The 19,335-nt window shown below is 36.4% G+C and carries 19 protein-coding genes; 9 read left to right on the top strand and 10 right to left on the bottom strand.

Annotated elements, in window-relative coordinates; all coding sequences use genetic code 11:
* Positions 1-48 precede the first annotated feature (48 nt).
* The 5 genes from truA (at position 49) to RTP52_RS05440 (ending at position 5,295) form a co-directional block, all read left to right on the top strand.
* Positions 49-795, top strand: coding sequence for a tRNA pseudouridine(38-40) synthase TruA (gene truA / locus RTP52_RS05460; RefSeq protein ID WP_312369742.1), 747 nt, complete (start codon positions 49-51; stop codon positions 793-795).
* Positions 796-978: 183 nt separating this feature from the next.
* The gene (locus RTP52_RS05455) at positions 979-1,377 is read left to right on the top strand and encodes an NUDIX domain-containing protein (protein WP_312100877.1); all 399 of its coding nucleotides are present in this window, start codon (positions 979-981) and stop codon (positions 1,375-1,377) included.
* Between the two features lie 74 nt (positions 1,378-1,451).
* Complete coding sequence (locus RTP52_RS05450) at positions 1,452-2,732, top strand: dihydroorotase (RefSeq protein WP_312369740.1); 1,281 nt, start codon at positions 1,452-1,454, stop codon at positions 2,730-2,732.
* Between the two features lie 258 nt (positions 2,733-2,990).
* Positions 2,991-3,920 carry an orotidine-5'-phosphate decarboxylase gene (gene pyrF, locus RTP52_RS05445; protein ID WP_312369738.1) on the top strand — a complete coding sequence of 310 codons (930 nt, stop codon included), beginning with the start codon at positions 2,991-2,993 and terminating at the stop codon, positions 3,918-3,920.
* Between the two features lie 19 nt (positions 3,921-3,939).
* Positions 3,940-5,295 carry an MATE family efflux transporter gene (locus tag RTP52_RS05440; RefSeq protein ID WP_312369736.1) on the top strand — a complete coding sequence of 452 codons (1,356 nt, stop codon included), beginning with the start codon at positions 3,940-3,942 and terminating at the stop codon, positions 5,293-5,295.
* 163 nt (positions 5,296-5,458) lie between these two features.
* Here RTP52_RS05440 and RTP52_RS05435 read toward each other — a convergent pair whose 3' ends face one another.
* The gene (locus RTP52_RS05435; RefSeq protein WP_312100886.1) at positions 5,459-6,064 is read right to left on the bottom strand and encodes a DedA family protein; all 606 of its coding nucleotides are present in this window, start codon (positions 6,062-6,064) and stop codon (positions 5,459-5,461) included.
* 221 nt (positions 6,065-6,285) lie between these two features.
* On the opposite strand from RTP52_RS05435, the gene RTP52_RS05430 reads away from it, so the two are divergent.
* Together RTP52_RS05430 and RTP52_RS05425 are read left to right on the top strand one after the other, a co-directional pair.
* A complete protein-coding gene (locus RTP52_RS05430) occupies positions 6,286-7,335 on the top strand; it encodes a competence protein CoiA (protein WP_312369734.1) in 1,050 nt (349 codons plus the stop codon).
* Between the two features lie 36 nt (positions 7,336-7,371).
* Positions 7,372-7,719, top strand: a complete 348-nt coding sequence (locus RTP52_RS05425; protein WP_312100891.1) for a glycoside hydrolase family 113 — start codon at positions 7,372-7,374, stop codon at positions 7,717-7,719.
* 259 nt (positions 7,720-7,978) lie between these two features.
* On the opposite strand, the gene RTP52_RS05420 is transcribed toward RTP52_RS05425, so the two are convergent.
* The 3 genes from RTP52_RS05420 to RTP52_RS05410 form a co-directional block, all read right to left on the bottom strand.
* Positions 7,979-8,248: a hypothetical protein gene (locus RTP52_RS05420; RefSeq protein ID WP_312100893.1), complete on the bottom strand. Its 270-nt coding sequence runs from the start codon at positions 8,246-8,248 to the stop codon at positions 7,979-7,981.
* Positions 8,249-8,291: 43 nt separating this feature from the next.
* The gene (locus tag RTP52_RS05415) at positions 8,292-9,485 is read right to left on the bottom strand and encodes a hypothetical protein (RefSeq protein WP_312369732.1); all 1,194 of its coding nucleotides are present in this window, start codon (positions 9,483-9,485) and stop codon (positions 8,292-8,294) included.
* A 153-nt stretch (positions 9,486-9,638) separates the two neighbouring features.
* Positions 9,639-10,118, bottom strand: coding sequence for an S-ribosylhomocysteine lyase (locus RTP52_RS05410; protein ID WP_312369731.1), 480 nt, complete (start codon positions 10,116-10,118; stop codon positions 9,639-9,641).
* 174 nt (positions 10,119-10,292) lie between these two features.
* On the opposite strand from RTP52_RS05410, the gene RTP52_RS05405 reads away from it, so the two are divergent.
* A complete protein-coding gene (locus RTP52_RS05405) occupies positions 10,293-11,534 on the top strand; it encodes an HAD-IA family hydrolase (RefSeq protein ID WP_312369729.1) in 1,242 nt (413 codons plus the stop codon).
* Between the two features lie 80 nt (positions 11,535-11,614).
* The gene (locus RTP52_RS05400; protein ID WP_312369727.1) at positions 11,615-12,571 is read left to right on the top strand and encodes a D-2-hydroxyacid dehydrogenase; all 957 of its coding nucleotides are present in this window, start codon (positions 11,615-11,617) and stop codon (positions 12,569-12,571) included.
* 348 nt (positions 12,572-12,919) lie between these two features.
* Here RTP52_RS05400 and RTP52_RS05395 read toward each other — a convergent pair whose 3' ends face one another.
* From RTP52_RS05395 to RTP52_RS05370, 6 genes are all read right to left on the bottom strand, one after another.
* Entirely contained in the window at positions 12,920-14,392 is a 1,473-nt protein-coding gene (locus RTP52_RS05395; protein ID WP_312369725.1) for a catalase, read from the bottom strand.
* Positions 14,393-14,635: 243 nt separating this feature from the next.
* Positions 14,636-15,748: an ABC transporter substrate-binding protein gene (locus tag RTP52_RS05390; protein WP_312369723.1), complete on the bottom strand. Its 1,113-nt coding sequence runs from the start codon at positions 15,746-15,748 to the stop codon at positions 14,636-14,638.
* Between the two features lie 24 nt (positions 15,749-15,772).
* The gene (locus RTP52_RS05385) at positions 15,773-16,585 is read right to left on the bottom strand and encodes an ABC transporter permease (RefSeq protein WP_312100910.1); all 813 of its coding nucleotides are present in this window, start codon (positions 16,583-16,585) and stop codon (positions 15,773-15,775) included.
* The gene (locus RTP52_RS05380; RefSeq protein WP_312369856.1) at positions 16,579-17,358 is read right to left on the bottom strand and encodes an ABC transporter permease; all 780 of its coding nucleotides are present in this window, start codon (positions 17,356-17,358) and stop codon (positions 16,579-16,581) included. Before RTP52_RS05380 ends, RTP52_RS05385 begins: the two co-directional genes overlap by 7 nt.
* 106 nt (positions 17,359-17,464) lie before the next feature.
* Entirely contained in the window at positions 17,465-18,538 is a 1,074-nt protein-coding gene (locus RTP52_RS05375; RefSeq protein WP_312100923.1) for an ABC transporter ATP-binding protein, read from the bottom strand.
* A 14-nt stretch (positions 18,539-18,552) separates the two neighbouring features.
* Positions 18,553-19,092 (bottom strand): helix-turn-helix domain-containing protein, encoded by a 540-nt coding sequence (locus tag RTP52_RS05370; RefSeq protein WP_312100915.1) that lies wholly within the window; start codon positions 19,090-19,092, stop codon positions 18,553-18,555.
* Positions 19,093-19,335: the final 243 nt, after the last annotated feature.

Genomic DNA, 19,335 nt, shown 5'->3' with positions numbered 1-19,335 from the left:
GAAATAAAAAGCAGTAGAAAATAAAAGACAGTAGAAATGAGGAATAGTATGAGAAATATTCAATTAATAATAGAATACGACGGATCTCGATATGATGGTTGGCAAAAACAAGCTGGAAATCAGAAGTCTGTAACGATCCAGGAAAAGATAGAAGATGTTTTAAATAAGATGGAGAATGAAACCGCCACGGTAATCGGAGCAGCTAGAACCGAGGCAGGGGTACATGCTTACAAACAGGTTGCTAACTTTACGACAAATTCCAACCTAAAAGTTTATGAAATTAAGCAATATCTGAATCGATTTTTACCAAGAGATATTGCTGTTTTAGAGGCATTAGAGGTACCAGAGAGATTTCATGCAAGCTTTAACGCAGCATCCTTTGAATATGAATATAAGATATCCATTGGAGAAGTACCTTCCGTATTTGAACGCAAATATAATTATTATTGCTTTAAACGTCCTGATATTGCTAAGATGAAGGAAGCAGCTAAATTTCTAATTGGGAAGCATGATTTTAAAGCTTTTTCTGATAATAAAAGAATGAAAAAATCTACAGAGAGAGAAATCTATTCCTTAGAAATCTATGGAGATGAGAAAGAAATCGTAATTACAGTTCATGGTGATGATTTTTGGCCACACATGGTACGAATTATGGTTGGAACTTTACTTGAGGTAGGTTTATCAAAAATTGAACCAATAGAAATGAAAAGAATTTTAGAGAGCAAAGACAGGGAAAAAGCTGGCGAGACCATAGAAGCGAAAGGTCTATTTTTAACAGAAGTGCATTATAAATAATAATAAAAAACAATCAGCAAGTTACCATAGGGTTAAATAGGAGTGGAAATTCTGCTGCATTAACACCGTAGAAGTGAACACAAAGAGGTGAACAAACAGGTAATCACCAAAGAGGTGAATTACCGAAAGGTGAACACCTAAAAGGTGAACACCCAAATGGTGTAATACATTAGGAGGCACAGTATGGAAAAGTATAAAATCGTAGTTAAGGGACTTGTAAAAAATGAAGGGAAATATGCCATTGTACAACGTTGGTATGATGACAGAATTCAAGATCCATATCGTTGGGGCTTTGTCGATGGACAGATTGAATTTGGTGAATCACCAGATAAAGCCGTGGTAAGACTGATAAGAGAACAATTAGGAATTGATTCTGTAATGGATCGTGTCTTATATACTTGGACTTACATGGTAGGTGATACCTTTTATATTGGAATTTGCTACGAATGTTTTGCGTTACAAACAGAGACCATACTCTCAGAAGATTTGCAAAAGATGATGTGGGTTGTACCAAAGCAATTTGCAAAACATATTGATAATGAGGATATCATTCATGATTTAAGAATGGTGATGGAATTTTAGATTCAAAAAGTTTGTGCCTACGTAATCCTCAGTGCAAACTTCAGAAGTGCAAAAAGATGCGCAGGAGGAGTAAGATGAAAGTATTAATAAAAAACGGGTATATACTGGACCCAGCAACAAAAAAAGAAGGCAGATATGATTTATTAATCGAGGGAGAAACGATAAGTAAGGTAGCAGAAAACATGGAAGATCCAGAAGCAACTGTGATTGATGCTAGTGGAAAATATGTAATGCCTGGATTTATAGATCTACATGTACATCTTAGAGAGCCTGGTTTTGAATTCAAGGAGACGATTAAGACAGGTGCGATGGCAGCTGCAGCAGGGGGATACACAACGATTTGCCCTATGCCAAATACAAATCCAGCCATCGATTCGAAAGACATGGTTGAGCTGCTAAATCAAAAGGCAAAGTCGGATGCAAAGATTCATATTATACCGGTTGGTGCAGTTACCGTAGGACAGATGGGAAAAGAGTTAGCTGATATTGAGGGAATGGCGAAAGCTGGTGCCCTCGCATTTAGCGAAGACGGAAAATCTGTTATGGATGTGTTATTATATGTCGAAGGGTTAAAAGCAGTAAAGGATGCTGGGCTCGTAATGTTTGCGCACTGTGAGGATAAACAACTAGTACGAAACGGTGCTATGAATGCCGGGAAAAAGGCAGAAGAATTAAATCTACGTGGAATTACAAATGCAGTAGAAGACGTGATTACTGCGCGAGATATCTTCTTAGCAGGAGAGACTGGAGCAAAGCTTCACCTATGTCATTGCTCCACCAAAGCTTCCGTGGCTTTAGTTAAGATGGCAAAGGAACTTGGTATCAGTGTAACTGCGGAAGTTTGCCCTCACCATTTTATATTAAGCGATGAGGATATCCCTGGTGATGATGCAAATTATAAGATGAATCCTCCACTTCGTAGCAAAGAAGATGTGCAGGCACTAAAAGAAGGATTAAAACAAAATATTATGGAGGTAATCTCTACCGACCATGCACCTCATGGAGAAGAGGAGAAGAAAAATTCTATGTCAAGAGCTCCATTTGGTATTGTTGGATCCGAAACAGCCTTTAGTTTAACTTATACAGAATTAGTGAAGACGGGGTATCTAACACCGATGCAGATGGTGGAGAAGATGAGTTACAATCCAGCAAAAATTCTTGGAATAGAGAAAGGAAGCTTAGAACCTGGTAAGATGGCGGATATTGTAATCGCTGACTTTGATAAGGATTATGAGATTGATGCAACAAAGTTCTATTCCAAAGGGAAAAATACACCGTTTCATGGAAGAAAAGTTTGTGGTAAAGTAATGCTTACGATAGCAGCTGGAGAGGTTGTATATCAGGCAGAAGAATAGTATCATTACAAGTTTCAAATTACTATTTCTTTTATAACATAAAATTAAACTAAGATACAAAACCGCTTTTTAGAAGAAATCTAACGAAAAGCGGTTTTTTATTTATTGCATGTTTTATAGAATGAGTTAAGTTAGTTACAGATTAGGTAAGAAATTTATCAGAGCCGTTTTATGTAATTAGTGTCTGGTTTTCTATTGCAGTCAAGTATTTTTTATGTTATACTCTTCCTTTGAAAAATATACCCTGGAGGATTCGATATGATTCAAAAACTCATAAGCAAAATAGAACAGAACAATGCACCTATCGTAGTAGGTTTAGACCCAATGTTAAGCTATATCCCTAAGCATGTTTTAGAAAAAGCATTTGGCGAGTTTGGTGAGACACTTGAAGGTGCAGCAGAAGCAATTTGGCAGTTTAACAAAGCAATCGTAGATGCAACCTATGACTTAATTCCGGCTGTGAAACCTCAGATTGCTATGTATGAGCAATTTGGAATTCCAGGGATGATTGCATTTAAGAAGACTGTTGATTACTGTAAGGAAAAGGACCTTGTCGTAATAGGCGATATTAAACGAGGTGATATTGGTTCTACTTCCGCAGCTTATGCTACTGGACACCTTGGTAAAGTTACAGTAGGTAATAAGTCTTATTATGGCTTTGATGAAGATTTTGCAACAGTGAACCCATATCTTGGTTCTGATGGAATTACACCATTTATTGATGTATGTAAGGAAGAAAACAAAGGTTTATTTATTTTGGTGAAAACCTCAAACCCATCCAGTGGTGAATTTCAGGATCAGCTTATTGATGGTAAACCACTCTATGAATTAGTTGGGAAAAAGGTTGCTGAGTGGGGCGAGATGTGTATGGGTGAAAAGTATAGTTATATCGGTGCCGTTGTTGGAGCAACCTATCCTGAGATGGGAAAGGTTCTTCGTAAATTAATGCCTAAGACATATATATTAGTACCGGGTTATGGCGCACAAGGTGGAAAAGCTTCTGATCTTGCTCCTTATTTTAATGAAGATGGCTTAGGAGCAATCATCAATTCCTCCCGTGGAATTATAGCAGCATATAAGCAATCCACATATGAGAGTTTTGGTGCTGCAAATTTTGCAGATGCTTCAAGACAGGCGGTTATTGATATGAGAGAAGATATAAACCAGGCATTATCTCATAAAGAATAGATAGAGTACAGGGGAAATAATGAGTAATAAAACGTATATTAATGATATGACTGAGGGGAACCCTACTAAGCTATTGGTACACTTTGCTGTACCAATGCTAATTGGTAATTTATTTCAACAGCTCTATAGTATGGTGGATTCCATTGTTGTTGGAAATGTAAATGGTGATAGCGCACTTGCTGCTGTAGGCGCAACTTGGGCCCTTAACTTTTTAATCATATCCCTAACGATGGGATTAGCAGCAGGAATCGGGATTATCATATCTCAATATTATGGAGCAAAAGATGAAGAAAATGTCAAACGTTCCTTTGCAACAGCAACTTACCTAATTATTATAGTCTCTGCTATTATGGGATTACTTGGATTTTTATTTAGCAGACAACTTTTAATTAAATTAGATACTCCAGTAGAAATTCTAGATGATGCGAATATTTATCTTAAGATAACATGTATTGGAATCCTTGGGAATGCTGGATACAATGGCATGGCATCAGTTATGAGAGCGCTGGGAGATTCGAAAACACCACTTCATTACCTTGTGGTAGCTTGTGTGGTAAATATAGTTCTAGATATTCTATTTGTTATAGGATTTGGCTGGGGAGTTGCAGGGGCAGCGATTGCTACCATTATAGCGCAAGCAGTATCAGGAATAGGATGTATCATAACAGGATTTCGTAAAATACCATTAATTCGTATGCCAATCAAAGAGTTTAAGATTGATAAAGGAATTATGAAAAAATGTATTTATCTTGGAATCCCTGCTGCATTACAGAATTCTTTTGTTGCTATCTCAACGATTGTATTACAACGTGTAATTAACCAATACGGGAAAACGGTAGTAGCAGCAGCGACAGCTGCACAACGTATTGAACAGCTAGTCCTAATGCCTGGTATGTCTCTAGGGTTATCCGTAGCTTCCTATACAGGACAAAACATCGGTGCGATGCGTATTGACCGAGTTAAAAAAGGATTTTGGTCTGCAACAAAAATAATTGTTGTATTTAGCTTAATCATGATGCCTTGTATGTATTTCTTTAGCGGGGCTGTAATGAAACTATTTACGAATGTAAGCGAAGTCGCAGAGATTGGACAAAAAGCGGTACGTGTTACCTGTATGTTCTATATTCCAGTAGGTATGATTTATGTTTCACGTAATGTATTAAGTGGTGCGGGAGATATGAAGATACCAATGATTATGGGAATTTCTGAAGTTTTATGTCGTGTTATATTTGCCAGTGTTTTAACAAAAATTCCAGCAATTGATTATATGGGAATCTGGTGGGCTACTGGGCTCAATTGGTTTATTACAGGAGCAATCGGTACGATACGATATGCTAGTGGTAAGTGGAAGAATAAATCAGTCGTTGTACAATAATAAGTCGTAATAAGAAAAAGCTAGCGACGCATATTTTTTTATTAAGAAAGGAGGAATGCATCATTTTTGCATTCCTCCTTTAATTTAATTACAAGGATAAGTTCGCGAAGCGAGCTTTTTTTGCTCTTGATCACCCAGTATGGATGCAATTTTATCAACTTATTTACTTAGCTTCTTCCGTACGCTTATTCTTACGAATCTTTCGAGCAACCAAAAATAAAATTACTAACAGAAGTACAGGAATCAGAATATCTTTATATTTAGTATAATAAGTTACTGTATTGGACCAATTGCCTCGAAGAATATATCCAATACCGATTAATAAGGTATTCCATAAAGTAATACCAATGATAGAGAATAAGGCGAATACAGGATAGGGTTGTTTTACTGCTCCTGCAACAAACGCTATGTAAGTACGGATAATTGGAACCATTCGCCCAAAGCAAACGACATAGGAGCCGTAGCGATCAAAGCGCTGATAGGAGGCATCTATGCTTTTTTTCGTTTTTGGAAATTTCGTCGTAATTTTTTCTAAGATACGATGTCCACCGATTCTACCAACGAAGTAACAGAAACTAGTACCTATAATTCCAGCACATACGCTAACTGGAAGCATAAGAAAGAATGAAATATTCTGAAGAGATGCAACAGCACCAGAAAAAGGTAAGACAATCTCACTGGAGATTGGAAAGCAACCGTATTCAAGGAGAATAATAATAAACATGGCGAATAGTCCATTTTTATAGATAAAACGGACAACAAAATCCATAAGTACCTCCATAAGAAATCTGTTTTTTGTAGTTTATGTGAAAAGAAAGTCTTTCAGAACAAGGAAATTTTTCATGTGATAAATAGCATGTTTGTTTTTTATTGTGATGAAAAGTTCAATATGGTACAATCCATATAAGATAAGAATAAGAATAAGAATTAGAATAGAATAAGAATAAAAATAGAATAAGAATCGTGAAATTAGATGAATGGGGTCATCTTATGGATATTTGCTATTATAATGGTATGGAGATATGTACTTATGATTTAAAAGATGAATCTGGGATATATTATCAAGATACTGTGATGGAATGGAAACGAAGAGCAGCCGAGAGAAAGTTAATCTGTGTTGATTGTGGCAGCCCAGTATACTTAGCAGCAGGGTTAATAAAAGAGCCTTATTTTGCTCATTATGATATCGTTTCCTGTACATATGGGAAGAGAATGGAGTCGCAGGAACTTATGCGCGGAAAACGACTCCTGTATCATATGTTAAAAAGAAGTTTTCCAACAAAAGAAATACATATAAGACATCGCCTACCAAATGGTTTATATGCTACGTGCTATGTGAAAAATGAAGAAGGTTATGATCTAGCACTTGACTATCGGTTACAGACACTTCCAATTAAAGAACTTGATTTAAGAGTACAGTATTATGATGAACAAGGAATTATTCCAGTATTTTTGTTGGGTATTCGACAGGATAAACAAGAAGGGCAGTTATCATGGTATCAAACCTATATACAAAATCTTAGCGGAAGCTGTGCTTTTCTGGATTCCGAAGAAGAGAAACTAATAATGAAACATCACATTACCTATTTAGAGAGCGGAAAACGTAAAAGTAAAGTTTATCAAAAAAGTTATAACATTCATAATTTATCACTTTCAGAAGATGGTAGATTTTTATGTGACTTTTATGGGGATTGTGAGAGTATAAAAGAAGAACTGGAAGAAAAGGAGGAGAGGGAGCAGAAACGATTAAAAGAAATTAGAGAAAAAGAGAGAAGATATCACGTGGAGCAGATGAGACAGGATAGTTTTCTTGCAGCAGAACAGGAAAGAAAGGAGCAACAGTACAACCTAAAATTACAAGAATATCTTGAGTGGTGTAAGCAAGAAAGTCTATTAAAGATCGATTTTCATACCATAACATTACCAGAGGGTATACGAAGAGATGTACTATTAAACTGTATCGAAATGATAAAAAATGGTCAGGAAGAAATGATATCAAAAAGATATTTGGACTATATTTATAAGCTTATAAAGGAGTAACCAGTTGCAAGGACAGGTGGAGCACAAAAGAAAAGTATGGTAAAAGAGTGGGGAAAGATTCGTGACAATCTTAGAACACTTAGCGAGAAGTTAAATAAAAAGATTATATTTATGGAAATTGGTTGTCGTAGTGCGAAAGGTTGTGCCTCTATGCCATGGGATTTCATGCATATGGAACTTGAAAGAGATGAAGAGGAACAAGCAGCATTTTACGAATCCTGCTTAGAGGTTTTCTTTGATGAGCCATGGTTTTACGGAATATTTTGGTGGGATTGGAGTACTGTAATTTATAGTACCGAGGAAGAAGCAGAGAAAGATGTTGGATTTAATATTCATAGAAAAATGGCGGAAGCTGTAATAAAGAAATGGTACCAAAAAGAATAGATCTCATTCCCTGCTACCAAAAGTATAGGTTTTATTTTATGGTGAAAAAAATAGATTTATTCTGTAATGCAACAGTCATAAAAATAGAAAGTTCAAAGAACGAGCTTTCTATTTTTATGTATTTATAAATTTAAGGAGTTAAGCATAAAAAGAATATGGTGGACTAAGAAAGAGCTTTCTAGTTTAAGAATGGTAGCTTATAAATCTATTTCATTAATTGCGTAAAACTATGTACTCTTGCTAGTTCTTAAGTTTAACACTATCTATTAGGCATCATCTTTTTTAACATCTCTAATTTCATCTTATCTGCTGGTGACATATTCGCTGTTAGTAAGTCCGTTATAACATTGACCTCCTGTGGTGTAAAATCCATACTCATTGCTTTTAGCTTTGCATTTGCTTTCATAAGATTAGGCAAAGCTCTCTCCATTGGTAGACCTTGTGAGTCTTTAATTAGTTCAAGGATAACTTGCTTCTTAAAAGGGTGCATGTTACGTAGAGATTCGTTATTCATCCAATCAGTATTCATATTTTTACCTCATTTCTTTTCTTACTTATCTTACAACTTAAGTTTAAGTTGGCATAAACATTCCGGATTCAAACATCTTCTTCATAGTATCAAAGGTGTTTTTTTGCTCTGGTGGCACCATACTAGCTAGCATATCAAACATCTGTTGATTATTTGGTCTTCCTGGTGAATGATTGCTAGGTTGCCCGGATGGAGTATTCGATGCCGCAGTAACATTCTGTGAGAATTTTGCTGAATTACCTTTTCGTGCTGCTTCAGCGGCTGATCTAGTAGCCCGATATGGTGTATTATTTGATGTATAATATGGGGCACTTGTAACATCTTTTTTCATATTTCCCATATCATATGGCGGTAGATTGACAGGAGAGGGAGCATTGTAATTTGACCAATTTGATTGCATATTACCAGATGCAGGGGAACTTCCAGCCGCTTGTATATTAGATGGTTGAGAAACTGTTTGGCCTGCCATAGTTGTAGTTGCATCAGGCGGTGGACTTTGACCATACATGGCTTGGTAGAGCATATCATACGGAGTAGGAGAGGTACTTTCATAATAGGAGTTATCGTAATTCATAGAAGATGGTGGTGGAGCTGAAGCATTCGGTGGAGGGGAACCCTGTGCATTGTAATCTTGTGAAGGAGTATTTTGAGGGGGACCTGATGTTGCTCCTCCGAACGGAAAACCGCCCATCATATTCATCATATTCATTATATTTGGTAAATTACTCATCATATCTTGCATATTCATCGTTCCTGACGTATTCATCATCCCCGACATATTTTGGTACATATCCATAAAGCGCTTCATATTAAATATATTAAGTATATTATCAACTAATGAAATTTCTGATGGTGTACAGTACGGACGAACACTTCTTAGTATTCCTTCAAAGTTAATAGATCCCTCTCCTTTTCCTAAGCCCAAAATCCCCTGTAGTCCTGGAAAAAGCCCCTGTAGTCCTGGAAAAAGCCCCTGTAGTCCTGGAAGACCAGTAGCACTAACTTTATTATCTTTCGTATCTGCCTTCTTCCTACCAAACAGATTGAGTCCTCCCTGTTGTCTAAAGGTACGAATCATATCCATAAAATCGTTGAATTTTACAAATAGATCCGCAGTTTTTCTTGTGCCAGAATCAAGGTATGGAGCAGCTGCTTGAATCATTTTGGAAGTACGACTTTGCCCAGAAAAAGAGGTAATGTTATCAGGGCTTTTCTCAGCCTGATTCGTCTCCTCCATAAGAACTCCTCCTTGTTGTCCGATTATGCAAGAAATTGTTGTATAGAGTTTTTATAGGGTTATATTTGCCATCTTGCCTATAACAATATATTCGAAAGGTCATAAAAATAGACCGCAGGTTCTTACATGGTGTAAGATGCGGTCTATAATAATCTAATTTGGGTATTCTAGCTGTTCTTTGGTTATCGAATCAAGTACATCGGTAAGATAACGTTTGGCAAGAAATTTTGCCATTGGTAAATTCATATCGAGATAGTTTCCACAATGAACTGCAGCTGCACCAGGAATTTCGCCTTCAAACTCGCTAATAAATGTAAATAGTTGCTTTATCAAAGGGGTGATTTCTTTGGAAGAGTAATCACCAGCAAGTAATAAATAAAATCCTGTTCGGCAACCCATTGGACCAAAATAAATTATTTTACTTCCATACTCTGAGTGGTTTCTTAAAAAAGTAGCGGCTAGATGTTCTATGGCATGCATCTCTGCTGTATTCATAACTGGTTCAAAGTTCGGACGTGTCATACGAAGATCGAATGTAGTAATAATAGCATCACCAGCACTGTCCTTCCTAGAGACATAGACACCAGGCAGTAATTTTAAATGATCAATAGTAAAACTTGCAATAGGTTTCATAATTCATAGTAATGTACCTTTTGGATACACTTAACCTCCTTATTTCTTTGCATTGAATTATATCATAGTATAACAAAGATAGAAAGAAAAAATCAGTAAAAGAGAAACAACATAGATTTTTTTATGCAAATCGTATATAATCAAAATCATAATGGTTAGGATTGGAGAATTCATATGATAAAAAATATTATTTTTGATATTGGCCAGGTACTTGCAGAATTTCGCTGGCGTGACTATATTGACGAACTTACAATGAAAGAAGAGTATAAAGAAAGATTGGCTAAGGCAACCGTATTATCTCCCTATTGGAACGAAGTGGATCGTGGAGTTTTATCAAAAGAAGAGATTATGAACCGCTGTATTTCTGTCGATCCTGAAATAGAAAAGGAGATCAAACTATTTTTTGAAGATACAAGCCGGCTGGTCGAGGAGTTTGAGTATTCCGAAGAACTGGTGAAAGATCTTAAGAATCAGGGTTATCGCATTTATATTTTATCAAACTATGGTAGAGAGAATTTTGCCTATGTAAAGAATGTATTTCGTTTCCTAAAACATGTAGATGGGGCAGTGATATCCTATGAGGAGCAGCATATAAAACCAGAGCCACAAATCTATGAAGCATTAATATCTCGCTATGGTATCATTCCAGAAGAGTCAGTATTTTTAGATGATTTGGCAACAAATCTAGAAGGAGCGAAAGCATTTAATTTTCAAACCATTCAGTTTCACTCCTTGTGGCAGGCTAAAAAAGAGCTTAGGAGCTTAGGAGTTATGGTAGAAGAGAGAGAATTTGATAGTATCATCTTTGATTTAGATGGTACGATGTGGGATTCTACAGAGAATGCAGCTATTGTATGGAAGGAAATAGCACAGAAGGATAGTCGTATCACGGATGAGGTTACAGGTCCTAAGCTTAAGGCATTATATGGTTTACCATTAGAAGATATCGCAAGAGGATTATTTTTAAGCGTTCCAGAAGAAGTAGCCATAGAGACAATGGAGGAATGTGTTGTAGCACAGTGCCCTTATTTGGCGGAACATGGAGGCATTCTTTTAGGTGAGATTGAAGAAACCTTAAAAGAACTTTCTAAAAAATATCGTTTATTTATCGTTAGTAACTGTAAGAGCGGTTATATTGAATCATTTTTAGAAGCGCATAATCTAGGACAGTATTTTGATGATTTTGAGTGTCCTGGAGGCACTGGAAAATTAAAAGCAGATAACATTCGCATTGTGATGAAACGAAATCAATTAAGAAATCCAATCTACGTTGGAGATACAGGTGGGGATGGAGACGCTGCACATCAAGCGAAGATTCCTTTTGTATTTGCGCGCTATGGGTTTGGAGATGCAACAGAGTATGAATATGTTATTGATTCCTTTGATCATTTAACTACCTTGCGTATGGCAGAATAGACATTCACTTGCCAAGTTTGTGCTGCGCCAAACTTGAGCATTAGTTGCTCATAAAGATAGTCGCAGTATGGAGGTTGAATATGAAAATTGTAATCATGGAAGCAAACACTTTAGGAAATGATGTGGATTTAAGCATGTTCCAAGAGTTTGGTGATGTCGTTATCTATGGAGAATCCAATCCGTTAGAAAATGCTGAAAGAATAGAAGACGCTGATGTTATCATAGTAAATAAAATTCCAATGAACGAGGATATTCTAAAAGGTGCAACAAAATTAAAATTAATTTGTCTGACTGCGACGGGAACGAATAATATAGATTTTGCGTATATCAAAAAGCATGGAATTTCGGTAGCCAATGTAAAGGGCTACTCAACCCAGTCTGTAGTACAGCATACGTTTGCCTTGTTATTTTACGTTTATGAAAAATTAGCTTATTATGATCACTATGTAAAGTCTGGAGAATATACAAGAAGCGATATCTTTAGTAATTTTGATGTAAAATTTCATGAATTGTATGGTAAAACTTTCGGTATCATAGGTCTTGGAGAAATCGGACAGGGAGTAGCTAGAATTGCAGAGTTATTTGGCTGTAAGGTGGTCTATTACTCCACTTCTGGTAAAAATCAAAATTTTGAATACGAAAGAGTGGATTTACCAACCTTACTAAAAATATCGGATGTAGTTTCCATTCATGCTCCATTAACGGAAGCGACAACAGATTTAATCGGAGAGGCAGAATTAGAGATGATGAAGCCAGATGCCATTTTATTAAATTTAGGACGTGGAGCAATCGTAAATCAAGAAGCATTAGCAAATGCTTTATTAGCAGAAAAAATTGGTGGCGCAGGGCTTGATGTTTTAACTGTGGAACCGATGCTTGCTGATAACCCGTTACGAAAAGTACAAGATAGCACACGGCTAATCATAACACCGCACATAGCTTGGGCCACTGTGGAAGCAAGAAATCGTTGTGCGAAAGAGGTATATCTTAATATTAAGTCCTATTTGGCAGGAGAGAGAAGAAATATTGTCGAATAGATAACATACACTGTTTCAGCGTATATGTCGGTAAAATAGTGTAACAACACAGGGGGAAGCATTTAATCTTGTATTACAATGCCGTCCTTAACAAAGTGCCTTGTCTTGCAGACGGGACAGAGCTTAAACATTTATCAACTTTTCACTAATAAAGAGGAAAAGCGAGCACATACTTAGTATTCAAGAGAGGAGTTTCTCTCATAGAATATTAAGTCTGCTCGCTTTTTCTTAGTTAGGAGGCGTTGCTATCTCATGGAATATTAATTTGCTCGCTTTTTATTAGGTGCTGATAAATTAAAATTTCCTAGTTTAGGTATGGTGAAAGCTGTATTTTAGTAAACAGTTGATTTAATTAGCACATTGTCTATAATAGTTGACTGCGCATTCCACTTGCTCTCCAAATTCCTGATGAGCTTTATAGAAATAGCAAAGGACACGGTTTATAATATCTTGATTACACTTATAAAGTTCAACCGCAATATTATCGACTAAGCGGCATCTTTCTTCACAGGTTAGTGATTCATAGTGTTCTCCAGCTTGCTTAAAATCACACGGATTTTTAATTGGAATACGAGCGATATAACCGCTAACACATTCAGGTTCTGATTGACAAACTTCAGCAACTTTTGGGAAGCCACAATTTAAACTATTCGGCGAGTAGTTAATAGGATTTGGGTTAAATATATAGGTACTAGCACCATCTCGTTGATTATTATTTATGCAGGAGATGGAACGATTGATAGGAAGCTGTGCAAAATTAGGTCCCAGACGATGACGTTGTGTATCAAAGTAGGAGAAAGATCTACCTTGAAGCATTTTATCAGCAGAAAGTTCCACGCCAGGTACAATATTGCCAGGGCAAAAAGCAGCTTGCTCTACTTCTGCAAAGAAATTTTCAGGATTACAATCTAATGTCATTAATCCAATTGGCATTAATGGAAATTGGTCTTCTGGCCAGATTTTTGTGTCATCCAGTGGATCAAAGTCAAGACATTCAACCAAATCGGGATCCATTACCTGAACACAGAGTTCCCAACTTGGATAACAACCGTTCGCAATGGATTCGTACAAGCTTCTTACCGCTACGTCAGGATCGGTACCTGACAAGTGTTCTGCTTCAAATCGATCAATTGTCTGTAATCCTTGCTGTGTCTTCCAGTGATATTTGATATAGACACGTTTTCCGCAAGCATTTACCCAGATGTAAGTATTAACACCAAAACCATCTACATGACGATAGTCTTTTATAGTTCCACGATCAGAATATAGCCAAGTAATCATATGAGTAGCCTCTGGTGATAAGGAAACAAAATCCCAGAATCTTTGAGGGTCACGTAAGTTGTTATCTGGTGATGGCTTTAAAGAATGAATTACATCTGGAAACTTGATGCCATCACGGATAAAAAATACAGGAAGATCATTTCCGACAATATCATAGATGCCTTCCGTAGTATAAAATTTAACTGCAAAACCACGAGGATCTCGTACTGTATCTGCGGAACCTTTAGAGCCAATTACCGTGGAAAAACGTACAAATACCTTTGTTTTACAATTTGGGTTTTGTAAAAACTCAGCACAGGTGTAATCAGACATACAACCATATGGTTGAAAATAACCAAAAGCACCAGCGCCTTTTGCATGTACAACTCTTTCAGGGATTCTTTCACGATCAAAGTGTGAAAGCTTATCTATAAAATGTAAATCTTGAAGAAGAACTGGACCATTTGAACCAATAGTCAAAGAATTTGTATCATTTGGAATGGGTCTTCCAAGGCTATCGGTTAAGTAATTACAGCATTTCTTTTCATTTCGTCTATCCATTCGTTTCCCCTTAAAAACATGGCTGTGGAAAGCCTTTTTTACTATTTTATTCATAGATAATGTTATGGCTACTCATGGCCACTCTATTATATAGAATTCATCATTCAAAAAAATTGTATTTTTGACATAAGAATAAAGAAAAAGAGAAAAGCTGATCGAACGAAATTACGAAAGGAAGAAAACTAAAACAAGATTTCTTTTTCATATTTCGTTCGATCAGCTTAAATTGTACTATTTCACTTTTTAATACTTCACTTCATTCCATTTTTTCACATAAACATTTTCCATATCTTCACCAAGATATTGAAAGGACTTGCAACGATCAAGTATAGACACATCTGGGAAAGCAACTTGGCTGTTCTTAATTTCTTCGTCTTCAATTAATTCTCTGGCTGCTTTGTTTGGTGTAGAATAAGTAATGTATTCAAAGTTCTTTAATGCGATGTCAGGACGGCACATAAAGTTAATCCACGCTTCCGCATTTTCTTTGTTTTTACTATTCTTAGGAATTACCCAACCATCAATCCATACGTTTGAGCCTTCTTTTGGTACAACATACTCAAGGTTTTCATTCTCACGTTTTGTGTAGATTGCTTCACCAGAGTAAATAACACCAAGAGCTGCCTCTTCACCAATCATCTTGTCACGTACCTGATCAACAACGTATGCTTGAACTAATGGATACTGTTCTTTTAATAAATCTCTTGCAGCATTTAACTCTTTCTCGTCTGTTGTGTTTTGGTCGTATCCAAGATAGGTTAACGCTACCATGAAAGCATCACGAACGCTGTCTATCATTAAAATATCATTCTTGTATTTTTCATCAAATAATACGCCCCAGCTATCGATTGGTTCGTCTACCATGGTTTTGTTATAAAGAATACCAACCGTACCCCAGCAATAAGGAACACTGAATTTATTGCCTGGATCAAAACTTTCCGCTGTTTTTAAATACAATTCATCAATATTTGTAATGTTTGGAACATTATCATAATTAATTTCAGCAAGTAAGTCTTCCTGAATCATTTTTTCAATCATATAATCAGATGGGCAAACAACATCATAATTTACTGCACCGGTTTTAATAATAGGGTACATGTCTTCGTTTAATTCGAATTCTTGATAGAATACTTTAATACCAGTTTCTTTTTCGAACATAGAGATGACATCACGGTCAATATACTCACCCCAGTTGTAAACATAGACTTCACCTTTATTGGAAGAACTGTTGTTTCCGGGATTTTCTTCTCCATTTCCCTGAGTAGCATTATTACCTTTGTCTTCCTTGGAGCCACATGCGGAGAATACCAGTGCGCAAACAAGAAGGAGGGCTACAAAAAGTTTAGATTTTTTCATGTAAAATACCTCGTTCTTTCAGTTTTAGAGTTTATTTGCAGGTGCGAGAGCTACTGCATTACGTTTCTTCTCTATACTATCATTTCTACGATTGATGATGATAAGTAGTATTAAGACAGAGAGGAAGAGAAGAGTGGATAGAGCATACATCTCAGGCTTAATACCTTTTCTCGTTTCAGCATAAATCTTAGTGGAGAGAGTATTAACAGCCGCACCTCTTGTAAAGTGTGTAATAATAAAGTCATCGAGTGACATAGTAAAAGCTAATAAGAATCCGGAAAAGACACCTGGAAGGATATCAGGCAATACAACCTTAAAAAATGCTGATATAGGAGAAGCTCCAAGGTCTAGTGCGGCTTCATAAGTATTTCGATTTGTTTGCTTTAATTTAGGCATTACACTTAATATTACATAAGGAATGTTAAATGTAATATGTGCAATTAATACACTTTTAAACCCAAGTGTAAAATTAACTGCAATAAAAAGAAGCATTAATGAGATACCAGTTACAATGTCCGCATTCAACATCGGTATATTTGTGATACCCATCATGATAGTTTTTGGGACCTTACGCATATGGTTCATGCCAATGGCAGCTGCTGTACCAATTAAAGTAGCAATTAATGCAGATAAAAATGCAATGATTAATGTAGTATACAATGCACTCATGATCTCCTCATTTTGAAATAAGGACTTATACCAATCCAAGGTAAATCCACCCCATTTACTACGGGATTTGGATTTATTAAAAGATAGGACGATAAGTACCATAATTGGTGCATACAAGAAGAACATAATAAGGGCAACATAGATTTTTTGACTTATTTTTTTTACCATACGTTTGTGCCCTCCGATTCTTTGTCATATTTTGCGAGGATTGCCATGCTGATTAAGATAAATACCATCAGCACGATGGATAGTCCAGAACCTGCATGCCAGTTTCCAACTTTCTGGAACTGCTGTTCAATGACATTACCAATTAAGACAATCTTACTTCCGCCAAGAATATTAGAGATAACAAATGTGGTTAGAGAAGGAACGAATACCATCGTAATACCACTAATTACTCCAGGAATACTTAATGGGAAGATGATTTTACGGAAGGTAACCCATCCATTTGCACCAAGGTCACGAGCAGCATTGATAACATTGTCATCAACCTTTGCAAGGGTATTATAAATTGGCAATATCATAAACGGTAGGAAATTATAAACCATACCAAGCACAATGGCGGTTGGAGTGTTTATGATATTAATCGTTGGCAGATTTAATGCTTTTAGTAAGGTATTAATAATACCATTATTTTCCAAGATGTTCTGCCAAGCTATGGTACGAAGTAAAAAGTTCATCCACATAGGGAGAATCATAACTAATACGACAAAGCTGTTATTTTTTAACTTCATACTTTTTAAAATTAAGGCAAGTGGATATGCGAGTAATAAGCATACCAAAGTACTAATTAGAGATAGTTTTAAGCTTAGGAATAAAGCTTTTTGATTAACCGGGTCTGCGATTAATTTTATATTCTCTAGGGTAAAGCTATTGCTATCCTTTGTAGTAAAGCCGTAGTAAACGACCATAATCAGTGGAATAATAATAAAGGCACCCATCCATAAAATATAAGGAAAAGTCAGGAAGGATTTCCCACTGAAGTGGTGAGACTTTTTCACCAATGTAACAGTAGCCTCTTGTGCGGTTACTTTGCTTTCCTCTTGATTATTCATTGACACCTACAGCCTCCTCATCTTCGGATTCTGGCTTGTTCATAATCTGAATGTCATATGGATCTACCTTAATACCTACTTCAGCACCAACCGGTGAAAGGTCAGTAGAATGTACAAGCCACTCAAATCCATTTGCCATAACCGTCATCTCATAATGAACACCCTTAAAGATTAAGGAAGTGACACGTCCTCTGATAATTCCATCTTCTGGAGCTACTAAATCGATATCTTCCGGACGAATTACCACATCGACTGGTTGAATTTTACCAAAGCCTACATCCACACATGGGAAATTGGCTCCAAGAATATTAACTAAACGGTCTTGTACCATGGTTGCATTGATGATATTGCTTTCACCGATAAAGTCTGCAACAAAGGCATTCTTTGGCTCGTTGTAAATCTTCTCTGGTGTACCAATCTGCTGAATATAGCCTTGATTCATGACCATAATTGTATCAGACATGGTTAATGCTTCTTCCTGGTCATGAGTAACATACACGAAAGTAATACCAAGTTCATTTTTTAAACGAATTAATTCATATTGCATGTCTTGGCGAAGTTTTAAGTCAAGAGCACCAAGAGGCTCATCTAGTAGAAGAACCTTAGGCTCATTTACAATAGCACGAGCAATTGCGATACGCTGTTGCTGACCACCGCTTAAGGAATCCGGCATACGATTTTCAAAACCATCTAAGTTTACTAATTTTAAGGCATAAGAAATCTTATCATTAATATATTGCTTGCTTTTTTTCTTGATTTTAAGACCGAACGCAATGTTTTCTTGAATCGTCATATGAGTAAATAACGCGTATTTTTGAAATACAGTATTTAGTTGACGTTCATTTGGAGGAAGCTTCGTAATATCTTTCCCATTAAAAATAACACGGCCCTGATCAGGCTGTTCAAAACCACCAATAATACGGAGGGTAGTAGTTTTACCACATCCGGAAGGACCCAGGAGTGTTAAAAACTCATTTTCACGAATGTAGAGATTTAAATCGTCGATTACGACGTTATTTCCATAGCGTTTTGTTATATTTATAAGATCGATTAACTTATTATCTATCATGTTCATTCCTCCTAGAAGCTCGGCGGGGTGGATACCCAAAGTAGCGTAGCGCCGGTCTTACCGGTAGCCGCTATATAGTGATTTTTATTTGGAGTAAAGTAAAAGGATTCCCCTTTCTTTGCTCGATGTGTTTTGTTACCGATATGAATTGTAATCGAACCGCTAAGCACATATCCAAATTCTTCTCCCTCGTGTGGGTTATCTGGATAGGTGGAACCACCTGGTTCTAATGTCAATAAAATTGGCTCCATCATATTTTTCTGAGCATTTGGAATAATCCATTCTATCTTATTATTCAGCTCATTATCTACCTTTTCAAAATAATCCCCACGTTTGAATACTACCTGCTCCGATGTTGTGTCCGTAAAGAATGCCTCTAAGTTCGTACCTAAGCATTGCAAAAGATCGACTAAGGTGGCGATGGAAGGCGAAGTGATGTCACGTTCTAATTGAGAGATAAATCCTTTTGAAAGCTCCGCTCGATCTGCAAGCTCTTCCTGGGTTAAGCTTTTTTGAACTCGTAGTTCTTTAATTTTAGCACCTATCTTCATGCTGTTCACCAAACCTTTCTTTGTGGTTCATGTTTACATGTATCATCATTCGTTATCAAAGGATAAAAGGTACGATTTTTGTACCGCTAATCCGATTATGTTCTTTAGAATTCCATTAATAGGAAGTTGAGATTTTATTAAACCATAAGTTTAGCATTTCTAAACTCGACTTCTATTATTATACACAGATAAAATAGTATGTCAATATAAATTCTTTCTATTACTAAACTTTTTATGTCATTT

It is taken from the genome of Lachnoclostridium sp., from assembly GCF_031997925.1.
Taxonomy (GTDB): domain Bacteria; phylum Bacillota; class Clostridia; order Lachnospirales; family Lachnospiraceae; genus Lachnoclostridium.
Note: the sequence above shows the minus strand (reverse complement) of the source record. Positions and strands in the feature narration are given on the sequence as shown.